The sequence below is a fragment of the Pseudomonas sp. TE6288 genome (assembly GCF_054062095.1).
Window position 1 is genome coordinate 101813 of sequence record NZ_JBSSEW010000014.1, and the last position, 21428, is coordinate 123240.

General features: G+C 62.7%; 15 protein-coding genes. All 15 read right to left on the bottom strand.

The genetic code is table 11. The features are described 5' to 3' along the window. Positions 1 to 35 precede the first annotated feature (35 nt). The 15 genes from ACVWY1_RS16330 to ACVWY1_RS16400 all read right to left on the bottom strand — a co-directional run bounded on the left by ACVWY1_RS16330 (position 36) and on the right by ACVWY1_RS16400 (position 21419). Complete coding sequence (locus ACVWY1_RS16330) at positions 36 to 1097, bottom strand: NAD-dependent epimerase/dehydratase family protein (RefSeq protein WP_457378507.1); 1062 nt, start codon at positions 1095 to 1097, stop codon at positions 36 to 38. Continuing rightward, positions 1094 to 1969, bottom strand: coding sequence for a class I SAM-dependent methyltransferase (locus ACVWY1_RS16335; RefSeq protein WP_457378508.1), 876 nt, complete (start codon positions 1967 to 1969; stop codon positions 1094 to 1096). The genes ACVWY1_RS16330 and ACVWY1_RS16335 overlap by 4 nt, the downstream gene beginning before the upstream one ends. Beyond that, complete coding sequence (locus ACVWY1_RS16340) at positions 1963 to 2793, bottom strand: SDR family oxidoreductase (protein WP_457378509.1); 831 nt, start codon at positions 2791 to 2793, stop codon at positions 1963 to 1965. The genes ACVWY1_RS16335 and ACVWY1_RS16340 overlap by 7 nt, the downstream gene beginning before the upstream one ends. Further along, entirely contained in the window at positions 2786 to 3841 is a 1056-nt protein-coding gene (locus ACVWY1_RS16345; protein ID WP_277505253.1) for a Gfo/Idh/MocA family protein, read from the bottom strand. Before ACVWY1_RS16345 ends, ACVWY1_RS16340 begins: the two co-directional genes overlap by 8 nt. Continuing rightward, positions 3838 to 4725 carry a sugar phosphate isomerase/epimerase family protein gene (locus tag ACVWY1_RS16350; RefSeq protein ID WP_102683056.1) on the bottom strand — a complete coding sequence of 296 codons (888 nt, stop codon included), beginning with the start codon at positions 4723 to 4725 and terminating at the stop codon, positions 3838 to 3840. The genes ACVWY1_RS16345 and ACVWY1_RS16350 overlap by 4 nt, the downstream gene beginning before the upstream one ends. A 1-nt stretch (position 4726) precedes the next feature. Next, entirely contained in the window at positions 4727 to 6514 is a 1788-nt protein-coding gene (locus tag ACVWY1_RS16355) for a thiamine pyrophosphate-binding protein (RefSeq protein ID WP_277505254.1), read from the bottom strand. Between the two features lie 7 nt (positions 6515 to 6521). Then, a complete protein-coding gene (locus ACVWY1_RS16360) occupies positions 6522 to 7718 on the bottom strand; it encodes an FkbM family methyltransferase (protein ID WP_158247511.1) in 1197 nt (398 codons plus the stop codon). A gap of 10 nt (positions 7719 to 7728) precedes the next feature. Beyond that, on the bottom strand, positions 7729 to 9624 hold the full coding sequence (locus ACVWY1_RS16365) for an N-acetylneuraminate synthase family protein (protein WP_457378510.1): 1896 nt from the start codon (positions 9622 to 9624) through the stop codon (positions 7729 to 7731). Then, complete coding sequence (locus tag ACVWY1_RS16370; RefSeq protein ID WP_457378511.1) at positions 9621 to 10985, bottom strand: GHMP family kinase ATP-binding protein; 1365 nt, start codon at positions 10983 to 10985, stop codon at positions 9621 to 9623. The genes ACVWY1_RS16365 and ACVWY1_RS16370 overlap by 4 nt, the downstream gene beginning before the upstream one ends. Then, positions 10982 to 11677, bottom strand: a complete 696-nt coding sequence (locus tag ACVWY1_RS16375) for a sugar phosphate nucleotidyltransferase (RefSeq protein ID WP_457378512.1) — start codon at positions 11675 to 11677, stop codon at positions 10982 to 10984. The genes ACVWY1_RS16370 and ACVWY1_RS16375 overlap by 4 nt, the downstream gene beginning before the upstream one ends. Next, positions 11677 to 12999: a lipopolysaccharide biosynthesis protein RfbH gene (gene rfbH, locus ACVWY1_RS16380; RefSeq protein WP_277505262.1), complete on the bottom strand. Its 1323-nt coding sequence runs from the start codon at positions 12997 to 12999 to the stop codon at positions 11677 to 11679. The genes ACVWY1_RS16375 and rfbH overlap by 1 nt, the downstream gene beginning before the upstream one ends. Beyond that, positions 12996 to 14069 (bottom strand): CDP-glucose 4,6-dehydratase, encoded by a 1074-nt coding sequence (rfbG, locus tag ACVWY1_RS16385; RefSeq protein ID WP_277505264.1) that lies wholly within the window; start codon positions 14067 to 14069, stop codon positions 12996 to 12998. Before rfbG ends, rfbH begins: the two co-directional genes overlap by 4 nt. After that, positions 14051 to 14821 carry a glucose-1-phosphate cytidylyltransferase gene (gene rfbF / locus ACVWY1_RS16390; protein ID WP_102683063.1) on the bottom strand — a complete coding sequence of 257 codons (771 nt, stop codon included), beginning with the start codon at positions 14819 to 14821 and terminating at the stop codon, positions 14051 to 14053. The genes rfbG and rfbF overlap by 19 nt, the downstream gene beginning before the upstream one ends. A gap of 252 nt (positions 14822 to 15073) precedes the next feature. Beyond that, positions 15074 to 17791 carry a glycosyltransferase gene (locus ACVWY1_RS16395; RefSeq protein WP_277505266.1) on the bottom strand — a complete coding sequence of 906 codons (2718 nt, stop codon included), beginning with the start codon at positions 17789 to 17791 and terminating at the stop codon, positions 15074 to 15076. Between the two features lie 55 nt (positions 17792 to 17846). Then, complete coding sequence (locus ACVWY1_RS16400; protein ID WP_457378513.1) at positions 17847 to 21419, bottom strand: glycosyltransferase; 3573 nt, start codon at positions 21417 to 21419, stop codon at positions 17847 to 17849. Positions 21420 to 21428 lie beyond the last annotated feature (9 nt).

The window sequence follows — 21428 nt, forward strand, 5'->3', positions numbered from 1 at the left end:
CCGGGGCTACAGCCCCGGATCGATGGCACTGAAGCTCAGGCCGAACGCGGCAGTGCACGGGCCCAACGGGCCATGCTGTCGATGCAGCCGTCCAGCGAAGTCCAGGTTTGCAGCCCCAGTGCCTTGGCACGGTTTGTATCGGGCACGTAGAAAGAGCGCGCTGCGCCCTCTGGCCGCCCCAGGATGCGCAGCGGCTTGTGCGGCGCGACACGGGCAATGACCCGCGCAGCCAGCTCGGCGATAGTCACTGGCTGGTCGGAGCCGACGTTGTAGGCCTGCCCAGGTTCGCCGCGCACCAGCAACAGCAGTAGCCAAGCAGCCAGGTCGGCACCATGTAGGTAGCTGCGCACAGCCTCGCCGCTTGAATTGAGTACGATTTCGTCGGCGAACAGGGCATCGCGCACAAAGTTGCCGATAGCGAAGTGTGCATCCAGTGGCAGGCCGGGGCCTGCAAAAGCAAAGCAGCGGGTCATCACTACCGGCAGGCCATGGGCCTGGGCATACAGGGCGGCCAGGGTTTCCTGCGCCCGCTTGCCTTCGCCGTACGCGCTGCCGGCCTGGTTGCTTGGGCAGGCACCGGCATGCTGCTCTGGCACCCCACGGTCACTGGGCAAGTCGCCGTACTGGGCGCCAGAGCCTGTAATTAGCACGCGCTCGCAACCGCTTTGCACAGCCAGGTCAAACACCCGACGGGCGCCTTCGACAATTGTTTCGAACAACGCCAAGGGCTGCGCATGAGCAGCGGCCGAAGTATCTGCTGCTGCATGCACGATCAACTGCGCAGGCCGCCCGGGCAGCGCGCCCAAGCGGCGAATGTCGGTGACCTGCCAACGCAGCCAGGCACATTCGCGATAGCCCGGCATTGCCGCCAGGAAAGCAGCCGGATCCCGCGAGACCAGCGTCACCTCGATGTCAGCCCCTACGCGGTTGAGCTGATTGACCAGCGCCAGCAGCCAGCGCCCGAAGAAGCCGGTTCCCCCGGTCACCAACAAGTGCTTGCCGGCCAACGCTTCATGCAACTCAGCCAGCACGGGCAGGCGCCGTAGCTCCTCGCCAACCTGGCCATCGCTACGCGGGTCGAACGCCTCGAACATCATGCCAACCTCGCCAGCACGCCCATCACCTCGGCTTTGCGCCAGCCGAGGTCAACCGGCAACAGGTGGCTATCGACCACCCTCAGCCCGGCACCCTCTACCAGCCGATGGAGTGCTTGCTGGGTAAAGAAGTTGATGTGTTCGTGCCAGTGCTTCTTGGCCCTGGCGAGGGTCAGGCTATCCGGATGCTCGCGCATCAGCGCCTCATGAGGCACTTCGAGATAAAGCAAAGTGTCGCGACCCATCGCTGGGAGGATCTGCTCGAGGAGCGACCTTGGCGATGAGACATGTTCCAGCACCTGGCAGCATGTCACCAGATCGTAGCGGCCACGCACCAATTGGTCCGGGCTGATCGACTCAGCCCCATCGGCCAGCTCTACCGCCGATATGTCATGCACGTGCAGCAGCGAATGCTGCCCCCGGAACGGCGTGTTCAGGCCGCTGCCACCTCCCCAGTCGAGCACCGCAGGCTGCCTGGGGACATGCCTTGCCAGCCAGTGCTCGACGTCGGCGATATAGTCCTCACGCCCGTGGTAATGCTCGGCCACGGCGGCATAGCCGGGTTCGTAGTGGTCGCGCTGACGGGTGTAGGCTTCGTCCCGATAACCTGCATACAACGCGGCCATCTGCGTATCCGTGAAGCGGTAGTCGAGAAACAGCGCGCCACACACCTGGCACTGCACCGAATTGCACAGGGTGTAGGCCATGCCAACACGCAGGTCGCGCAGGCCCCATTCGGTAGTGATCTCGACAGGGTCGTGATCAAAGACCCGCTTGGCCACGAAGGGCATCAGCACCGCGCCGGACTTGTCCAACTGCTCGCTGGCACAACAGATGCAGGCGCGGGCAATGAAGTCCCCAGGCGAGGTCACCATGTGCTGCGCCCCCCGTCGACCACCAGGTTCGTACCGTTCATGTAAGTGCTGGCATCCGAGCACAGGAAGGCTATCGCCCCCCGGTACTCGTCAGCCTCGGCCATGCGCCCCAGCGGAATGAGCTGGGTCAGGCGGCTGAGAAACACATCGTTCTGCCCAGCGAAAACACCCCCTGGAGACAAGGCGTTGCAACGTACGCCCTGCTCGCACCAGTAAGTGGCCAGGTACTTGGTCAGGCCAATCAGGCCATGCTTGACCACCGAGTAGGTCACAGGCTTCACCGGCTGGTTGTCCGCCTCACGGCCATCGACACGGTACAGACGCTGGTCCGGCGCAATGACGCCAAGATCAGAGGCAATGTTGATGATCACCCCACGCCCTTGGCTCGCCATCTGGCTGCCAAATATCTTGGCGCAATTGAAAGCGCCCCCCAGCCCCACGTCGATATCCAGGCGCCACTGCTCCCAGGGAAAATGCTCAAGCCGCGAGAAATCCTGGCCGTCGGTGTTTTCGACCTTGGGGTTGCGGGCAGCGTTGTTGATCAGGATATCGACCTTGCCGAACGCGGCCTGCACTTGATCGGCGGCATCTTTCACGGCAGCCAGGTCGGTGATGTCGGCGACCAGGGCAAGGGGCTTGCAGGGATAGGTTTCCTGAAGTTTCGCGGCATTGCGCTCAAGACCAGAGGCGTCGATATCCAGCAAAACTGGCGTGCCGCCCAGACCGGCAATGGTGGCGGCATGCTGGTAACCCAGCAAGCCGGCACCACCGGTGATCACTGCCACGCGGCCGCTCAGATCAAACAGTGCCTGCACGTCATTCATCGACCTGAACCTCATCAAGGCGGATTTCGCGCTGATCCTTCAGCGAGCGCAGGGCAGCCAGAGCCAGGCGCAGGCTCTGCAAGCCATCATGCAAGTCCACGACCGGCCGCTCGCCACTGGCCACGCATTCCAGGAAATGCCCGGCCTGGGCAAGGAACATGTCGTTGCGCGCAAAACCTTCAAAGGCATCCTGCTCGCACAACTCACCCTGGGTGTCATACACCCGCAGGCGGTTGGCCAGCAGGTCCATCTCAGCCACACCGGCATCGCCTGCGATCTTGAACACACGCACCGGCGGCCGCTGCAGGTAGTCCTGATGCAGCATCACCGGGAAGCGCCCGGCGGAACTCTCATAACGCAGCAACGAAGACACACTGTCTTCGACGTCGATTTCCAGGCCACTCAACTGGCCGCCATGGCTGGTGATACTCTGCGGCAGCCCGAAGAACCAATAGAGCAAGTCCATTTCATGGATCTGCGAAAGCACCACGCCGCCACCTTGGTCGGCACGGGCCGCATACATCTGCCGGTAATCTTCATAACGATGCCAATTGGGCAAGTACTCGCCGATTTCGGCACGCACACTGATCAGGCGACCGAAGAAGCCGCTGTCGAGCAAGGCTTTCATGCGCTGCAGGCCAGGGTGGAAGCGGAACTGGTAGCCCACGTGGAACACCAGGCGGCGCTGGCGAACCTCCTCCAGCAACTCGGCCACACCGTGCAGGTCGCTGGCCAGGGGCTTTTCCATGAATACCGGTACGTTGGCCTTGACGCAGGCCAGCGCTACCGGTACGTGCAGCGCATTTGGGTTGCAGATGAACGCAGCGTCCGGCGCCACCGCCAGCGCCGCGTCCAGGTCCCGGTGCACGGTGATTCCGTAGTCGGTTTCCAGGTCGGCGCCTTCATCGATGGTCAGGTTGTCGCGCAGCTTGATCTTCTGGCCACGTACTCGATAGGCGTGCACCTCAAGGCGCTCGCCCAGCAACTGGCGCAGGTTGCGCAAATGACGCTGGCCGATCCCACCCAGGCCACAGAACAGCACTTTCACAGGTTTGCTCCCTTTTTCTCGCTCAAGGCGTTGCCACGCAGCCACTCACAGGCAAGCGTCGCCATCTGCGCCAGCCAGCGCACTTCATCACCCGGCTCACCGCGTGCCACCTGCAGCACGAAATCGCCGCGGTAGTCATAACGGCGCAGTTGTTCGAGCAGCTCGGCAAAATCAGCATCCCCCTGCCCCAGGGGCACGGTAGTACTGCCCTGGCGCCGGTCCTTGATGTGGAAACTGCCAATGCGCTTGCCGTAGGCAGCAAACTCATCTGCCGGGCGGAACCCCAGCGATGCACTGTTGCCCGCGTCGTAGTTCACCCACACCATCGGGTGGTCCAGACGTGCCAGGAATGCCGCAAAATCCTGAGGCCCCAGGTCGGTCTCCAGGTGCAGTTCCACCCCAAAGCGCTCGGCTTCGGGCAGCACTTTGGTCAGCGCCTTGACGACCTGCTCGCACTCATCCACGGTACGCATGCTGGAAGCATCGACAAACGGCAATACCACGCGGGTAACGCCCATTTCCGGGCAGATGCCCAACAGCCACTGCAGGCGTTCAAGCAACTGCTGATGCTCCGCTTCGCTGCAGCGCAGCAGCGGGCGATCCATGAAGTAATCGGCGCAGATCGATACCACCGAAACCTCGTGGGCGTTCAGCGCCTGGCGCAGTTGCTCGCGGCCTTCCGGGGTTTCCAGCGGGTTGGCCCCTTCGCCATACAGGTCGTAGATCCACTCGATACCACGCAGCCCGGCTTTGCGGGCATTCTCGATTTCGCGCATCCAGCCATCGCGGGGGAAGGACTGGAAGCGCCCGCCCTCGGGCGCCCCCAACCGGCCTTGCATGGTGTACAGGCCGGCGTCGGCGTACTGGCTCAGGTAATCGCTCATGTCATTGCTCCACCAGCGGAATCAGCATGTTGGCCTGCAACTCTTCTGGCTCAAGGAAGGGGAACAAGTCCTCCAATGGCCTTGAGACCATCGCGCCGTTCTGGCCGATGCGCGAAGTCACCCGTGGACCGATGGCCTGGTCAGGTTCGACCATCAGTTCGCAGAGCACCGGGCCTTCCTGGGCCAATACCTTGTCCAGGCTGGCACGCAAGTCATCCTCACCGGTGATACGCACGGTCGCCAGGCCAAAGGCTGCAGCCAGGGCGCTGATATCCGGCAGGGTCAGCCCCGAGTCCGGATCACAGCCGATGGTTTCCTTGAAGTACCCGCCCTGGGATGCGCGGATCGAGGCGTAACCGTTGTTGTTGAGGATGAAGTACTTGATCGGCAGGCGCAGGCGGCGTACCACTTCAAGCTCCTGAATGTTCATGACGAAACCACCGTCACCATCCACCGAAATGGTCCGCCGCCGTCCGCTGCCCAGGCAGCCGCCAATGGACGCTGGCAGGCCATAGCCCATCGAACCGAGGCCGCCTGTGGCCACCGCGCGCTGGCCACGCTTGAGGCGCACGGCCAGCCAGAAGGTGTCCAGCGCCGCACCGGAGCTACCCGGAATGATCTGGTCGCCTTCGGCCATGGCTGCCGACAGGGTTTCAGCAAACACATAGGTATTTACGTAAGGGCTCGGCTTACGGTACTCCGGCAGCACTACCGGGTAGCTGTGCTTCCACGTCGTGCAACGCTCGATCCAGGCGGGATAGGCATGTCCACCCTGCGCCGTGGCCTGGCTCAGGCCGTCGATGAACGCCTTGGCATCGCAGACGAAGCGCTCGTCAGGCATATCACCGAGCTTGTCGATTTCGGCCGCATCGATGTCTACCACCACGATGTCGGCAGCACGGGCGAAATGCGCGCGGTTGAAACCGGTGATGGAGAAATCCATGCGGCAACCGATGGCCAGTACCAGGTCGGCATTCTGCACAGTGAAGTTGGCCCCACGGGCGGCAACCGTACCACAACGCCCGAAGTAGAGCGGGTGATCGAATTCCAGCAGGTCGGCACCGATCCAGGTGGTCAGGGTCGGAATACCCAGTTGCTCGACCAGCTGACGCAGGCTGGTTTCAGCCGAGGCACAGTGCACACCATTGCCAACCAGCAGTACCGGGCGCTGTGCCTCTTTCAAACGCTGAGCCAAACGCTGCAACGCAGCCGCGTCGGGCAAGTGGGCGTCATCTTCGGGCGGCTCGAAGCCTTCCAACTGGCCAGGGTCGATCTCGGTAGCCTGAACATCCAGAGGCACATCCAGCCACACCGGGCCTTTGCGCCCGTTCAGCATCAGGTAGGCAGCCTTTTCCAGCTCGTACCGCACGCGCAGGGGGTCGAGCAGGCACACAGCGTACTTGCTCAGCGGGCTGACCACGCTGACGATATCCAGCTCCTGGGTCCCCAACTGGCGCAGGCCAGTCTCGCCCTTGAGATCGGCACGCTTGACCTGGCCCGACACGAAGAACATCGGCGTGGATTCGAACCAGCCACCGGCCAGGCCGGTAATAGCGTTGGTGGCCCCAGGGCCGGAGGTGACCAGGCAGGCGCCGAAGCGCCCCGAGGTACGGGCATAGCCTTCGGCAGCGATGGCCGCGCCTTGCTCGTGAAGCATGCTGACCGCACTGAGACGCGGCTGGCGCAGCAAGGCATTGTTCAGGTGCATGGCACCACCGCCAGGCAGGAAGAACACATGCCCGATGCCCTGGTCGGCGATGAACTGGAAGATATAGTCGGCAACGCGCATGGGGGCTTTACTCGGCACGATTCAAAGTGGGAAGACGGTCGGCAGGCACGGCGTACAGCACCAGGTCCCAGCCTTCTGCCAGGTGCGGCCCGAGGCTGAAGTGGTAGCCCGGGTAGTAACCGTGCAGTTGCAGCAAGATGCTCCAAAGGTGGTCTTGCTCGTGGTACACGCACACGGCGATAAGCGGCTGGCGCTCGCTGATCAGGCGCTTGCCGCCAGCCAGGCACTGCGGTTCGAACCCTTCGATATCGATCTTGATGAACGTCGGGGAGGCGATGGTTTCGGCCAGCTCATCGAGGGTTGTCACCTGCACGCGCTCACTGCCGCTGCCAACACGGGCAGCAGGGCCACCAGTGGCTTCCATGAAGATTTCACCGCTGCTGTCGCCGACAGCCTTCTGGTGGGCATGGAAGCGCTCGCTGCCCTCCAATGCCGCCAGCGTGGCACGCAACGCCGCGTGGTTGGCCGACGATGGCTCGAACGAATGAATCTGGCTGAACGGGCGGCCGCTGTGCAGATACCCTTCGACAGAATCGCCATTGAACGCGCCAATGTCGTAGACCACCTCGTCAGCCCTGGTGTTGCTGAACGCTGCATCGAAGTAGATTGCACGTGGCGAAGCAGGCGGCAGCAGGTCGTAGTCGAGGAACAGACGCCATTGCACGTGATCGACGAACAACTGGCGCGATGCGTCGTCGCCCAGCAAGGCATAAGCCTGGCGAATGCGCTCGGCTTGGGCAACCACCTTTTCCGGGAGGTCCAGCGAATAGTGCGGCAGGAAGCTCTCGTGGTAACGCCATGCCAGGTGCCCGAACAGCGCGATGCGTTGGAAGCCCAAGGCCAGCAAGGGCTCAAGGCGATCCTGCATGCGATCGGTCGCTTCGCCGCACCAGATAGTGGCGATCATGCCTGGCAGCTCGCCCTGGTGCTGCGCCACGTAGTCTGCTGGCTTGAACACCGGGACGCCCTGAACCTCGCTGCCCCAGAGAGCCGGATTGTTGTCGATGAACGCCTCGGGGCGCAGCCCCATGCCTTGCAGGACCTTGACAGCCTTGCGCCCCAGGTTGCCGGCGCCAAACAGGATGAAGGGCTTGTCCAGGCCGCCGAGCAGGTGATCAAGCGTTTCGTGCTGGCGCTGGCGGATGGCTTCCACGGGCTCGCTCAGCAAGCGCTCCAGGCGGTCGTTCAGATGTTCAACAGTCATCAATGGCGCCTCACAATGATTCGAGGAAACGCAACGCCGACCAGAAGCCGGCACCGTGGTCCTTGTGGCCCTGCCAGACTTCAGGGATGAAGCTGGCATGGGTGTTTTGTGCAATCTGTGCCCAACTGGCAGGCCAATCGATGTCGCCGGTGCCCATCAGCACACCTTCACCGTTGGTGCCCTTGGCATCGGCCACATGCAAGTGCGCCGAGTACGGCAGCAGCTCGCGCAGCGCAACCTGGAAGTCGAGGCCGAAGTGGAAACAGGTCATCTGCAGGTGGGACAAGTCCAGGCACAAGCGCAAGCCATGGGTGCGTGCCTGCTCCGCCAGCTCGTCGGGCATCATGAAGATGTTCTGGTGGCGCTGGCCACCAAAATGCCAAGGGAACGGCGCCATGTTCTGCGGGATCAATTCGGTTCCGGCAAAGTCGACCCGCGCACAGGCCTCGTGGAAGCGCTCGTACAGTTCACGACGCTCAGCCAGCGGTCGCGGCTGGTCGGCAGAGAAACCTCCGATGTTGGCGACGATCAACCTGGCATCGGCGTGGGGGAAGAACTCACCAATCTGCAAGGTGGCATCCACCACCCGCTGCAGATTGTCGATCGAGCGCTGACGATACGCCGGGTCATCGGCCACCAGGTCCAGCAGTTCGCTGTTCTCGAACAGCTCCGGGGCGTGGACGACCAGCCGCGAACACTCGGTGCGCGCCAGGAAAGGCGCCGGTGCCAGGCTCAGGTCACGGTACGAGAGATGGAACTCGAACAGGTCGGGGGTAATGCGGCGATGATAATCGGCGAAGTCGTGGTACCGAACTGGTACGCCCCAGCGTACGGGGAGGTTGAACGTCAAAGGCTGGCTCGCCTGCTGCTCTTGCAGGTCGCTGTCGAACAGGAAATCGCCTTGGCTGATATCACGGTTTGCCGGTTTGCCCAGCAGCTCTTCGAGGCGATACGGCGCCAGGCCCTGGCCGGGGCTGGCCACCCGCAGCATATCGGCGCTGATGAGGGTGCCTCGGCTGATATCGCGGGCCGCGATGACGCTTTTAGCCAGGTTCTCGCGGTTGAGCAATTCACCCTGGCTGGCATGACGCCCAGGCCCTTGCCACGGCAAGGCCAGTTGCAGTTGGCGAATACCGTCGACCAGTTGGCGGAACTCGGTCGGCTCAAGGCTGGCCAGGTGGTCCGGCCCTTCCATGTCGCGATCCAGGGTGATGTGCCGCTCCACCAGCTTGGCACCCAGCGCCACAGCGCCGAGGGTGATGGCGATGCCTCGCTCATGGCCGGAGTAGCCAACCAGCCCGTGCAGCTCCTGCAAACGGCGCAGATAGCCCAGCTGAATATCGGACTCCGGCGCCGGGTAGGCGCTGTTGCAATGCAGCAGCGCGAATGGCGTGCCGAGCGCGTTGAGTTGCTCGATTGCACGAATGATTTCGTGCTCGAACGACATGCCGGTAGACAGAATCAACGGCTTGCCCAGGCTGGCGGCCTTAGCGATGAGATACGGGTTGCACAGGTCGGCCGATGCGATTTTCAGCGCCGCCACATCGAAGGTCGCCAGCGCATCGACACTGGGCTCGTCCCAGGGCGTGCACAGGTAGGTAATGCCCTTCTGGGCGCAGTAGTCACGCACCTGGCGGTGCTCGTCCAAACTCAGCTCGACCTTGTCCAGCAGGTCCTGGATGTACTCGACGCCCAGGTCTTCGGCTCGCGAGCCATCAGCCTTGCGTCGGTACAGGGCTTCACGGTTGCGCAACTGGAACTTGACGCAGTCGGCACCGGCTTCGATGGAGGCATCGACCAGGCGCAGGGCCAAATCCAGGGAGCCGTTGTGGTTGTTGCCCACCTCGGCGATGACATAGACGTGCTCGCCGCCCAGCGGGGTGCCGTCAAGAAGAATGGGGGTCATTGGATTTTCGCTCGCCATGAGGTTACGCCGCTGGATTCAAATCGGAAATTCTGGGTTTCGCAGCCAAGCTCGGACAACACGCGTATCACCCGTTGGCGCAGCTGTGGCTGGACATAGAACAGGAAGAAGCCGCCGCCGCCTGCGCCCAGCAACTTGCCTCCCACCGCGCCAGCGGCAATGGCCGCTTCATAGATATCGTCGAGCCGACCGTGGCTGATCGCGGTTGAGAAGCGCTTCTTGAGGCGCCAGGCCTCATCAAGACAAACCCCGACACCGCGCAGTTCGCCACGGATAAGGTGGCGATGCATCCGCCGGCACAACGCCACGCTGGCGTGCAGCAGTTCGGTTTGCGAGTCCTGGGCTTCAATCTCTTCGCGCTGCAGTTCGTGCAGGCGCCCCGAATCGTGGGAGATGCCGGTATTGCACAGCAGCAGGCACGATTCGAATTCGTTGCGGATCGCGTCTTCCAGGCGAATCGGGTGCACCAGGTTGCGCTGGTTCTCGAACTCGATCAGGTTGAAACCGCCGAACGCGGAGGCGTACTGATCCTGCCAGCCCCCCGCGATGCCAAAGCACAGGCGCTCGGCCTGGAAGGCGAGCTCGGCGATCTCGTAGGTGCTCCAGCGGTCCTGGCGCAGCTCGTTGAACACTGCAATGGTCGCCGTGGTGGCCGCCGAAGACCCGCCAAGGCCAGAGCCCACCGGGAAGTCCGAACGCAGGAACAGGTCAAACCCGTAGTCAGGCTTGATCACCGCAATGATGGTGGCCAGCAGGCTTTTCTCAGGGGCTGCCAACAGGTCAGCCAGCGAATGGAAGTGCTCCTCGCGCCCCAGGTCTTCAGCATGAATGCTGATCTGCTGGTCCTTGCGTGGCACCAGCGTGGCATGGGCATACAAACCGACCGTGCAACTGAGCACCGCCGCCGGGTGGTCGATGAAGAAATAGGTAAGGTCGGTACCGCCTCCACAGAAGCTCATGCGCACCGGCGCTCGAGCCCGCGCCAGCACCGGCACCTCGGCACTTGCGGCCAACTGGCGGGTGTAGACTTCAGCCAGGCGCTGCTCAGCATCTACCCCTGGGATGGCAATGTAGCCAAGGTCGAACAGTTTCAGCAGCTCTTCTCGCGAAGTGCCGACAGCTACCGCCCTGAACTGGCGGTTCATGCAGGTAGTGACGGGGGCGTCGGTCTGCCCCCCCTGCAGCAGGTGTCGACGCACATCACCATTGGTCACCACACCCACCAGGCAACCGCCATCGTCGACAACGAAGGCGATCTGCAAGGCACCGGCCTCGATATGTTCGATGGCATCGAGAATGCTGCGCCGCGCGCTGATGCTCAGGGTCTGGACGAGTGAGTTCATGGTGCAGTGCCCCCCTGGAATTCACTGGCATAACGGGCGAACGACTCCGGCGTGCCGATATCGATGAAGCGCCCCTCGTATTCACCTACGCCCACCGTTGCCCGTTGCAGCAGCGAGGGCAGCAGGTCGCGCTCCAGTGAACATGCCTGCACGGTGGCACCGGCAAATGCCGTGGCAACAAAGGCGTAAACCCCCGCGTTGATCAGGCCCGGGCCAGCAGGCCCTTTTTCTTCTATCGCACGCAAGCCACCCTCGCCGTCGAGCGCCAGGCTACCGTAGCGGCTGCGGTCAGCAACCTTGACCCCGACCACACAATTGCCGTCGGCCTGCAGCGCCTGGCGATAGGCCGGCGCATCCAGGTAGGTATCGGCGTTGAGCACCAGATAACGGGCCTGCGCGGGCTGCTCCTGCAATGCATTGAGCAACGCCCCACCGGTGCCCAGTGGCTGGGCTTCGACCACCAGATGCAGCGACAGGCCACTGGCCGTTGCCAACACGCTGAGGTGCTCGGCCATCTGGTCGGCACGAAAATGTGCGCACAGCACCGCCTCGGTCACGCCCGCCTGCGCCAACTGGCACAGGACCGCCTGCAGAAACGGTGCGCCATGCACCGGCACCAGGGCTTTCTGACCGCCCTGGGTCACACTCTGCAGGCGCGTGCCAAAGCCGCCACACAGCACGTAGGCGCGCATCAGCGCAGTCTCCGCACGTAGCTTTCGATGCTGCTTGCCGCGTGCTCCAGGTGCGCCTCGCCCAAACCCGGCCACAGGCCGATCCAGAACGTGTCCTTCATGACCTTGTCGGTCACGCTCAGGTCACTGGCTACCCGGTATTGCTGGTCTTTCATGTACGGCTGGCGGGTCAGGTTGCCGGCAAACAGCAAGCGTGTGCCAACATTCTGCGCATCGAGGTGGCGCAACAGGTCCAGGCGTTCTACGCCACAGCCATCGCGCAGGGTCAACGGGAAACCGAACCACGAGGGGTCGCTGTCGGGGGTGGCGTGGGGCAGGATCAGTTGCTCGGTGCACCCGGCCAGGCGATCGCTGAGCCAGGCGAAGTTACGCTTGCGCGCGGCGATGAAGTCATCCACCCGGTCCATCTGCGCCAGCGCGCAGGCAGCCTGCATGTCGGTGATCTTCAGGTTGTAGCCCAGGTGCGAATAGGTGTACTTGTGATCATACCCCTGGGGCAGGTCGCCGAGTTGCCAGCAGAAACGCTTGTGGCAGGTATTGTCTTCGCCTGGGCCACAATAGCAGTCGCGCCCCCAGTCCCGGAACGACTCGACGATACGCTTGAGCAGCGGCGAATCGGTGAACACCGCCCCACCCTCCCCCATGGTGATGTGGTGCGCGGGATAGAAACTGAGCGTGCCAAGGTCACCAAAGCTGCCGACCTGACGGCCATCGTAGGTGGCACCCAGGGCATCGCAGCAATCCTCGATCAACCACAACCCGTAGCGGTCACACAGCTCCCGCACGACCTTGAGGTTGAACGGGTTACCCAGGGTGTGAGCGAGCATGATCGCCTTGGTGCGCGGGCCGATCGCGGCTTCAATCAAGTCCGGGTTGATGTTGTAGGTGCCCATCTCGATATCGACGAACACCGGCACCGCACCGAACTGCAGGATCGGGTTGACCGTGGTGGGGAAGCCCGCAGCTACGCCGATGACCTCATCGCCCTTCATGATCGCCCGGTCGCCCAATCGTGGCGAGGTCAGGGCCGAGAACGCCAACAGGTTGGCGGAAGAGCCGGAGTTGGCCGTCAGCACGCCGCGCCGTCCAAGGTAGCGCGCCAGGCGCTTTTCGAACGCCTGGTTGAAGCGCCCAGTGGTCAGCCAGCCATCGAGCACCGCCTCGGTCATGGCCTGAAGCTCGGGCGCTCCGATAACCTTGCCCGATGGCGGCACGGCATGCTGCCCTGGCACGAACGATGGCGCGGTGAGCTCAAGCTCGGCATAACGGCCTACGAGCTCGGCAATTTGCTGACGCAACTGCTGCGCCGTTTGATCAGTCATTGGATTTCGCCTTCATGAGCCGCGATCTGCGCGCGGCTGTAGTGCTGCATGTCTTGGCCATCGCGCCAGGCACGATGCCATTCAAGGGTCTGGTGCAAGGCTTGCTGCAACCCCCAGACCGGGCGCCAGCCCAATAGCTGGCGGGCCCTGGAGGAGTCAAGGGTGAGCAGGCCGGCCTCGTGCGGCTGCGCAAGTGCCTCTACCGACCAGCGCGCCTCGCCTGGCCACAACGAGGCCATGGTCTGCACCACCTCGCCGACGGTGGCGGTGCCTTCGCTGTCGGGGCCGAAGTTCCACGCCCGAGCCATGGCCTGGCCTTGCTCCACCAGCGCCTGAGCCAGCAGCAGATAGCCCTGCAACGGGTCAAGCACGTGCTGCCAGGGACGCACCGCGCCCGGATAGCGCAGCACCAGCGACTCATTGGCATCCCAGGCACGCAGGATGTCGGGCAGCAGGCGATCGGCCGACCAGTCGCCGCCGCCGATCACGTTGCCAGCACGGACCGTTGCCAGTGCAACACCACGCTCGCGCAAGAATGAATCGCGCCACGAGGCGCACAGCAGCTCGACACAGGCTTTGCTGCTGCTGTAGGGGTCATGCCCGCCAAGGGCATCCTGCTCGCGATAGGGCCACTGCCATTCACGGTTTTCGTAGCACTTGTCACTGGTCACCACCAGTACCGCTTGCACGCTGTCGCACTGACGCACCGCCTCAAGCAGGTTCAGGGTACCGGTCACATTGGTCGCATAGGTTTCGGCCGGAGTGCGGTAGGACTCACGCACCAACGGCTGTGCAGCAAGGTGCAGCACCACATCCGGACGGAACGCCGCCAGGCTGCGCGCCAACTGTGCCGCGTCACGGATGTCCGCAAACTCGCCAGCCATCCGCTCGCTCAATCCCAGGCAGTCATGCAACGCCGGCGATGTGCCCGGCGCCAGGGAGTAGCCATACACCTGGGCGCCCAGCTCGCTCAGCCACAACCCCAGCCAACCGCCCTTGAAGCCGCTGTGCCCGGTCAAGAAGACCCGACGCCCGCTCCAGAAGCTGCGGCTTACGACCATACCCGCCATTGCGCCTCTCCCGACTTCCAGCGCTCTTCCAGGTAATTGCGATCACGCAGGGTGTCCATCGCCTGCCAGAATCCACGGTGGGTATGGCTCATCAGCTGGCCGCTCTGGGCCAGCGCGCGCATCGGCTCATATTCCCAGGTGGTGTCGTCGCCCTCGATGAAATCGAAAATGCCAGGCTCAAGTACAAAGAAGCCACCATTGATCCAGCCACCGTCACCCAATGGTTTTTCCTGGAAACCATGCACCTGCTCGCCACGCACGTCGAGTGCGCCATAGCGCCCTGGTGGTTGCACGGCCGTGACCGTCGATAGCTTGCCGTGATGCTTGTGGAAGTCGACCAGTGCGCCGATGTCGACATTGGCCACGCCATCGCCATAAGTCAGGCAGAAGGTCTCGTCGCCCACATAGTCGCGCACACGCTTGATCCGCCCGCCAGTCGCGGTGTTCTCGCCGGTATCCACCAAGGTTACGCGCCAGGGCTCGGCGTTGCGGTTGTGGATATGCATACGGTTTTCCGACATGTCGAAGGTGACATCGGACATGTGCAGGAAATAGTTGGCGAAGTATTCCTTGATCACGTAGCCCTTGTAACCGAGGCAGATCACGAAGTCGTTGATCCCGTAGTGCGAGTAGATCTTCATGATGTGCCAGATGATGGGCTTGCCGCCGATCTCGATCATTGGCTTGGGACGAAGATGGGACTCTTCGCTGATGCGTGTACCCAGGCCGCCGGCCAGGATGACTGTTTTCATTGTCGACTTACCTTGAGAGGCCGCTGCCCCGGACGGGCTGACAAAATACTGACCAATTCAGCAACTTGGGCTTTCAAAGCAAAAAGATTGCCAATTTCGCAAGCGCTCGGTTACGCCAGTGTTTTTGGCTCATTTGGGCGATGGGCGGGAAGTGCGGACCGCACGGCAAGGCATGACGCATGCGGAAGGGAAAGGGGGGGCAAAGCAGGGTTGCGACGACTGGCGCCGCAACCCGTCAATAAATCGCCTGACTTACCGAGCTTGGCGGACCTGCTCGAGCCAGGCCATGGCGGGGGCCTGCAGGCTGCGGCCGCTGAACGCCGACGGCCAACGAGTCTGCAGGTCAAGCGCCAGGCGCTCGCCCAGCACCGGCTGCGCGCTCACCTGCAACTGCGCCTGAGGCGTCCACACCACAAGTTGCCCGGCTTGCGCGGCTGCAAGGCACAGATCAAGGTCCGCCCCCTCCGCCATCTGCAGGCCGCCACAATGGGCGAAGACATCCTGACGCACCATCAGGCAATCTGCCGAGACGGCCGCACAACCACGCACGGCCTCTGGCCAACGGGCAATGCGGCACTCCTCTGCCGACAGCCCCTGCCATGGCGCTACCACCTGCGGACCTTCCAGAAGGGCGTATCCGCCATGTGCCAGGGTGCCATCGGGCGCATACAAGGCCGCCCCGGTTACCCCCACCTCGGGGCGCTGCGCTTCATTGAGCAACCCTTCGATCCAGGCAGGCGCGATTACCTGGCATTGCGCCGAGAGCAGCACCAGGTACTCGCCCCGCGCCTGCTCCGCCGCCTGGTTCAGCCAGGCATTGCGCGACACGCCAGGCTCGCCCACCAGCACCTGGACACGTCCACCCAGGTGCTGCAAGGCACCCACTTCCTCTTCAGCGCATACCACCAGCACTTCGTAACGAGGGTATCGCGTACGCTGCAGCACGCTGGTCAGGCATGCGTCGAGCTGGGCATGATCACCTGTGCTGGCGAGCAGAATGCTCACCATCGGCGTTGCCGCATGTCGGAAATCGATACGCTGCCCTTCGCCTTGCTGCTCGCTCAACTGGGCACGATAGCCCAACTGGGCGAGATGACGATTGAGCGCCCCTTGGGATGCCTGCATCAACGCCGCCGAGGCCTGCTGCGCGACAACCAGATAGTCATCCAGGTGCGCCATGCAGCCAACGCCGTGCGACTCGACAAGACGCAGCAACAGGTCGAACTCCAGTGCCTGCTGGTGAGCCTCACTGTAACCTCCCAGCTCGATGACTGCCTGGCGGCGCAGCAACCAGTGCCGGGACATCAGGCCAGGCTGGCTGCGCAACAGGTTCAGATCCGCACCGGGGCGCACCACCGCGTGCAACCGCCCCTCCTCGTCTCGCTGTACCTCATTGGCACAGATCGCCTGACAGGCAGGCGACTCGGCCAACTCCACCAGCAAGTGCAGCAACCCACCGGCCTGCAGTTCGTCGCCGGCCTGCAGGAGCATCAGCCATTCGCTCGGCAACTGGCGTACCACCTGGTTCAGGTGCGCCAACCAGTTACCGTCGTTGACCTGAACGAAGTGCAAGGTGTCGCGCGCCGTAGTGATGACCGGAGGCTTGCCCCCCTTGAGCACTACCAGTTTGAAGTCACGGATACCGCTGGCCAGGAGACTGTCGAAGGTGGCTTGCAACGCCGCGTCGTCGTTCTTCAGGTCCAGCACCACGAACGCAATCTGCCCTGCGGGGTGAGCGGACAGGTACTTCAGCACCTGCTCGCGTGCTGCAGTGTCCGGTGTCGCCTGCGCCAGGCTTGCCAGCAACTGCCCGGAAGCGGTGGCCTGCAGCCGCGGCTGAAGGTCGATACCCGACACCTGCTGCAAGCGCTCCAGCCAATTGCGCATTTCGCGGACCTGATCACTATCGTGCTCTGCCCCCATCGATTCCACGAGCTTGTGGCAGAGCTGCGGATCGAACAAGCCGAGCGCCAACGCCTGCATGTAACGTAACTGAAGGCTTGCAGGCGTGTCATTAGGATGTACTTGCACCAGGTCCCGCTGACGCACCCAACTCCCTTCCAGCGCCGCATGCTGCGCCTTGCCTGCCGGCAACGCATGGCAAAGAAACTCCAGCGCCACCAGCTGAGTGAACAGGGCGCTGTTGTAGTAAGGCATCTCGACGTACTGGCGGGGCTCGAAAAGCCGCTCCGGGTCATCGATCACGCTGGTCCAGGTGGAGGTGAACAGCAACGGTGCGTCACCCTGGTCGTAAGTCTCACGAACAAAGCGATGGAGCACGGCGAACTCCGCGTCGCCAACGCACAACGCCTCCCCTTGGGCATCCCGCTGGCGCAGGTCGAACAGCGCCCGGTTCAGGCGCTCCTCGCGCTGCACCTGCTCGCGACCCTCAGTCTGCATTGCGCACAGCACATCGGTCTGCTCGAGGGCAGCAACCTCTCCCTGAGCGAGGATCGCATAAGACAACCCAAGGCAAAAATCAGCCAGATCGGCATCAGCCGGCGCCTGCATCAGGGCAGCCTGCAGGGCTGGCAGGCGCGTGACTGCACGCCACGCCTGACGGCCGGCAAGGCCATACTGGCGCAGGCGGGCCAGCCCTCCCTCACCTTCCCGCGCAGGCATCGCACCACCCAGCTTGTGGTAGGTCAGTTGGGCATTACCCACATCGAAACCCAGGGCATGGCCCTGAGCTGCACAAACCTGGGGTTGCTCGCCCAGGCAAGTGGCAGCACGCTGCAAGGCCGGCGGCAGCGCGAAGTCAGCCTCATGGGTGAGCACCACGTAGGGCGTAGTGACCTGTTGCAGCAACCGCACAAGGTGCTCGCGGTAATGCTGCAACGCGTCGAGCGCCAGGCACGGGACACCGGCCCGCTGGTAATGATGGCGCGCACGGGCCCGGTAGTCCGCCAGCCCCTGCCCCAGCAGTATGACAGTCACCTCGGTGCATGGTGCGGTTGTGATTTCGGCCATAGCGCCCTCTTCAAAAATTTCGTTTTGCAGCCCGGGTATCGGGCTGCTACCAGACTCAGTCCGCCAACCAGGCATTGGCCCAATGCTGCAGGTGGTGCGATGTCAATAAGTAGTCTCGCAGCACCACCTCACGCAGGGCATCACCCTGTCGATAGCTGGCCTGCGGATCGGCGAGGTGCATGCGAATCGCCTCCAGCCACTGCGCCGTACTGTTGTCTTTCACCCGCGTACACGGCAGGTAGCCGGCATAGGCTTTGGTGTCGGTGCAGATCACCGGGAAACCGCAAGCACCGTACTCCAGCAGGCGAAGGTTGCTCTTGCAGTCGTTGAACAGATTCTGCTCAAGCGGCGCCAGCGCGAGATCAAGATTCAGGCTGGCCAGTTTGCGCGGGTATTCGGCGAACGAAATCCCCGGGTGAAACTCCTTGATGTAGGGCCGCAGCATTTCCGGACACATACCAAAGAACACCCAGTCCACTTCATTGGCCAGGGTCTTGATGACCTCCAGCAGCAACTCGAGGTCACCGCGATGACTGGTTCCGCCGGCCCAACCGACACGCGGCCTGGCGCTGGTCTGGCGCTCGCTGGCCAGGCCCGTCCACAAGGAAGCCGAGAGCATGTTGGGAACGATCCTGATGTCATGGTGCATGCTCGAAAGCGCATCGGCCAACGGCTCGGTGGACACCACGACCCGATCGCACAAGCCTACGCCCTCGCTGACCAGCTCGCGGATGTTGGTCGGCAAGTTGCGCACATGGTCGTTCTTCTGCGATGGCTCGATCACATAGTCATCGAGTTCGTAGATGCGCCGGGCATTCGAGTAACGCTTGAGCTGGCTCAACTCCCTGATACTGTGCGGCATGTAGCGACATTGCAGGATAAGCACATCAGGCTTCTCCCGCTCCAGCTCGATCAGGCCAGGCGTGCTGTAGTTGATACGCCCCTGAATCCAGCCGCGTTGTTCCAGCTCTGTGAACGGCTGAACCACGCGATAGTGACCAATGGCCGAGGTATTGCTCGGCAACCCAAGCACCGAAGGCATGGCACGGGCCATGAACGGGTCCCACCCTGCGCGCAACCCAGGCTCGAAGTTGAAGTTCGCAAGCTTCAGGCTCAAGTTCCGGTTGTAGGCCGGGTCCCAGGCAATCCAGGGCAACCAGCGGTCAAAAAAGACGTCACCATCGCAAGATCCGGGTTGCGCCACTTGCGCGTCCGGCACCGCCGACGGGAACTTGACCACCCTGGAAAATGGTGTCCAGACAACCAGATACCCCTTTTCACGTGCTCTCAGGCACAGGTCTGCATCGAACAGGGACGCCTGCAAGGCTGCCGTATCCAGGCCGCCCAACTCGGCAAACAGTTCACTGCGCACAACCAGGCAATCGAGGCTCAAGGCGCTCCAGTTCTGGACCATGCCCAAGCGGTTCATGTAGCTGTCGGCATTCACCCCACAGCCAACGAACGCACTGCCGACCAGGCCGTTGAGTCCCAGCACGAGGCCCGCAGAAACAACGTTGCCATCATTGGAAAAGAGCTTGGGGCCTACCACGCCGACTTCCGGACGCTGGGCGTGCTGCATCAACTCCTGCAGCCATTGCCGGTCGAACAACACGCAGTCGCTGTCGAGCAACAACAGATAGTCGCCGCGCGCCTGCTGGCTGGCAAGGTTCAGGCCGGATGCCCGGCCGTGGCCGGCCACCTGAACCACACGCAACTGATCGCTACCCATGCCAGCCATTGCCGACAGCCAGGCAAGCACATCAACCGGCGTCTGCTCGTCCGCCACCAGCAACACTTCGAAGCTACCATAGGCGGTATTGGCCAGCAGCGACTCGACGCAACGGGTCAACAGCGGCAGCGACGCCCCGACATGGATCAGGATAGATACGCTCGCAGCATGGTCGTGCTGGTAGGTGACACGGGACACCATACCCCCCGCGATTGCGTCCACCTGTGCCCCGACCCCAAGGCGCTGCAGATGCGCCTGCACCACACCGACAGCCTGCTCTCGCCACTGTTCATCACCCAGCCAGTCGGCGTAAGTGTGCTTGCAATGAACCAGCACCTCGGCAATGTGCTCCACGGCCTGCAGCCCCTGCTGCTCGACCACACGCCACAACAGGTCATGTGGCGCAAGTGCGGCGAAACGCTCATCAAAACCACCCAAGGCACGCAACGTCGAACATCTGAAGGCCAACATCCGCCCCACATAGGGCAGGCTACGCATCAGGTCGAGGTTGAAATCAGGCTTCAGGATCGGGTGGGAAGGCGCCAGACCATCATGGCTACCTTCGTCGCTGTACAAGCAGGCACATTCGGCACGCAGCGCCATACGCTCAGCCATGATCACCAGCGCGTGAGGATGCAGTCGATCACCGGCACGCAGCAGGTAGACCCACTCTGCCTGATCGTTAGCGTCAAGCCATTGCTCAAGCTCGGCAAACCCATGCCCACGCGGTCGGATGAACTGCACTTCTGTCGCCAGCCCTTCGACATCCGCAGCAGCGACCACCAGGATGCGACTCGCCGCATAGGACTGCACTGCCAGGCTATCCAAAGTGGTACGCAATGCGTCCTCTTCGCCCTCGCTGCACGACACGACGACAACGATACGCGGCATGGCAGGCCATTGCTCCAGACGCTTGGGCAGCAAGCGCACCTGGCCAGGCGACAGCTCACGGTGCGCGAGCCACTGCTCATACAGCTCGGTGAAATCAAGGCTGTAAGTACCGACTTGCTGGTTGTAGTTGGCCATCTGCTTGGAAAAAGCGGCTCGCATGTCCACCTCTTCCCACGTCTGCCCCTCCCCTCCCGCATAAGAGGCCAGCGGAAGGTAACGCACCCAACCTGCAGAGGGCGCCGCCTCGCCTGTACGGGCCGCAAGCATCTGGCGCAGCCACTCGGTTTCGACCTTGGCCGCCTCGATGATGGTGGACTGATGACTCAGGCGCCCGGGGTAAACGCGCTCAAGGCTGAGAATCTGCTCAAGGCTGCACAAATCGCCACGGCGCAGCAGGCAGCTGAAAAGTGCCAGATCAAGGCGCGCTACGAAGCCTTGGCCATCCTGCACCAGCGTAGGCAGGTACTCCTCGACCTGTGCCCTGCGAAACAACGCATGGCTGATACCACCAAACAGGTTGGGGACGTTATCGGCGATGCTGTCGAGCAGGTCAGTCCCTTTGAGTACCGCGCTTTCGGGCGAGATGATGAAGTTGAGCGGGCGCGATGGCAGGAGCACATCGTCTGCGGCGCAGATCAGCCGCTGGCCCGTAACCATGCTGACCCCCGGCCGGCCTTCCATTGCCTTGACCTGCAAGCTGATGCAATACCCAAGCAACGTATCGTCATCGCAAAGGAACTTGATGAAGTCTCCAGACGAGCGCTCCAGACACGCCATCAGGTTGCAGGCAAATCCAAGCCTGCGAGGGTTGCGCACGTAATGCAGGGGCTTACTCGAACCCTCACCCAGCTCCTGGCAGATCGCCTCGATTTCACCTCCAGCACTGTCATCGCAGACCACGATTTCCAGATTGGGATAATCTTGGGTCAACGCGCTGTTCAGCGTGGTGCGGAAGAAGTCGGGGTTGAACGCTGGGATGGCGATACTGACGAGGGGTTGTGCGTTCACAGAAAGTCA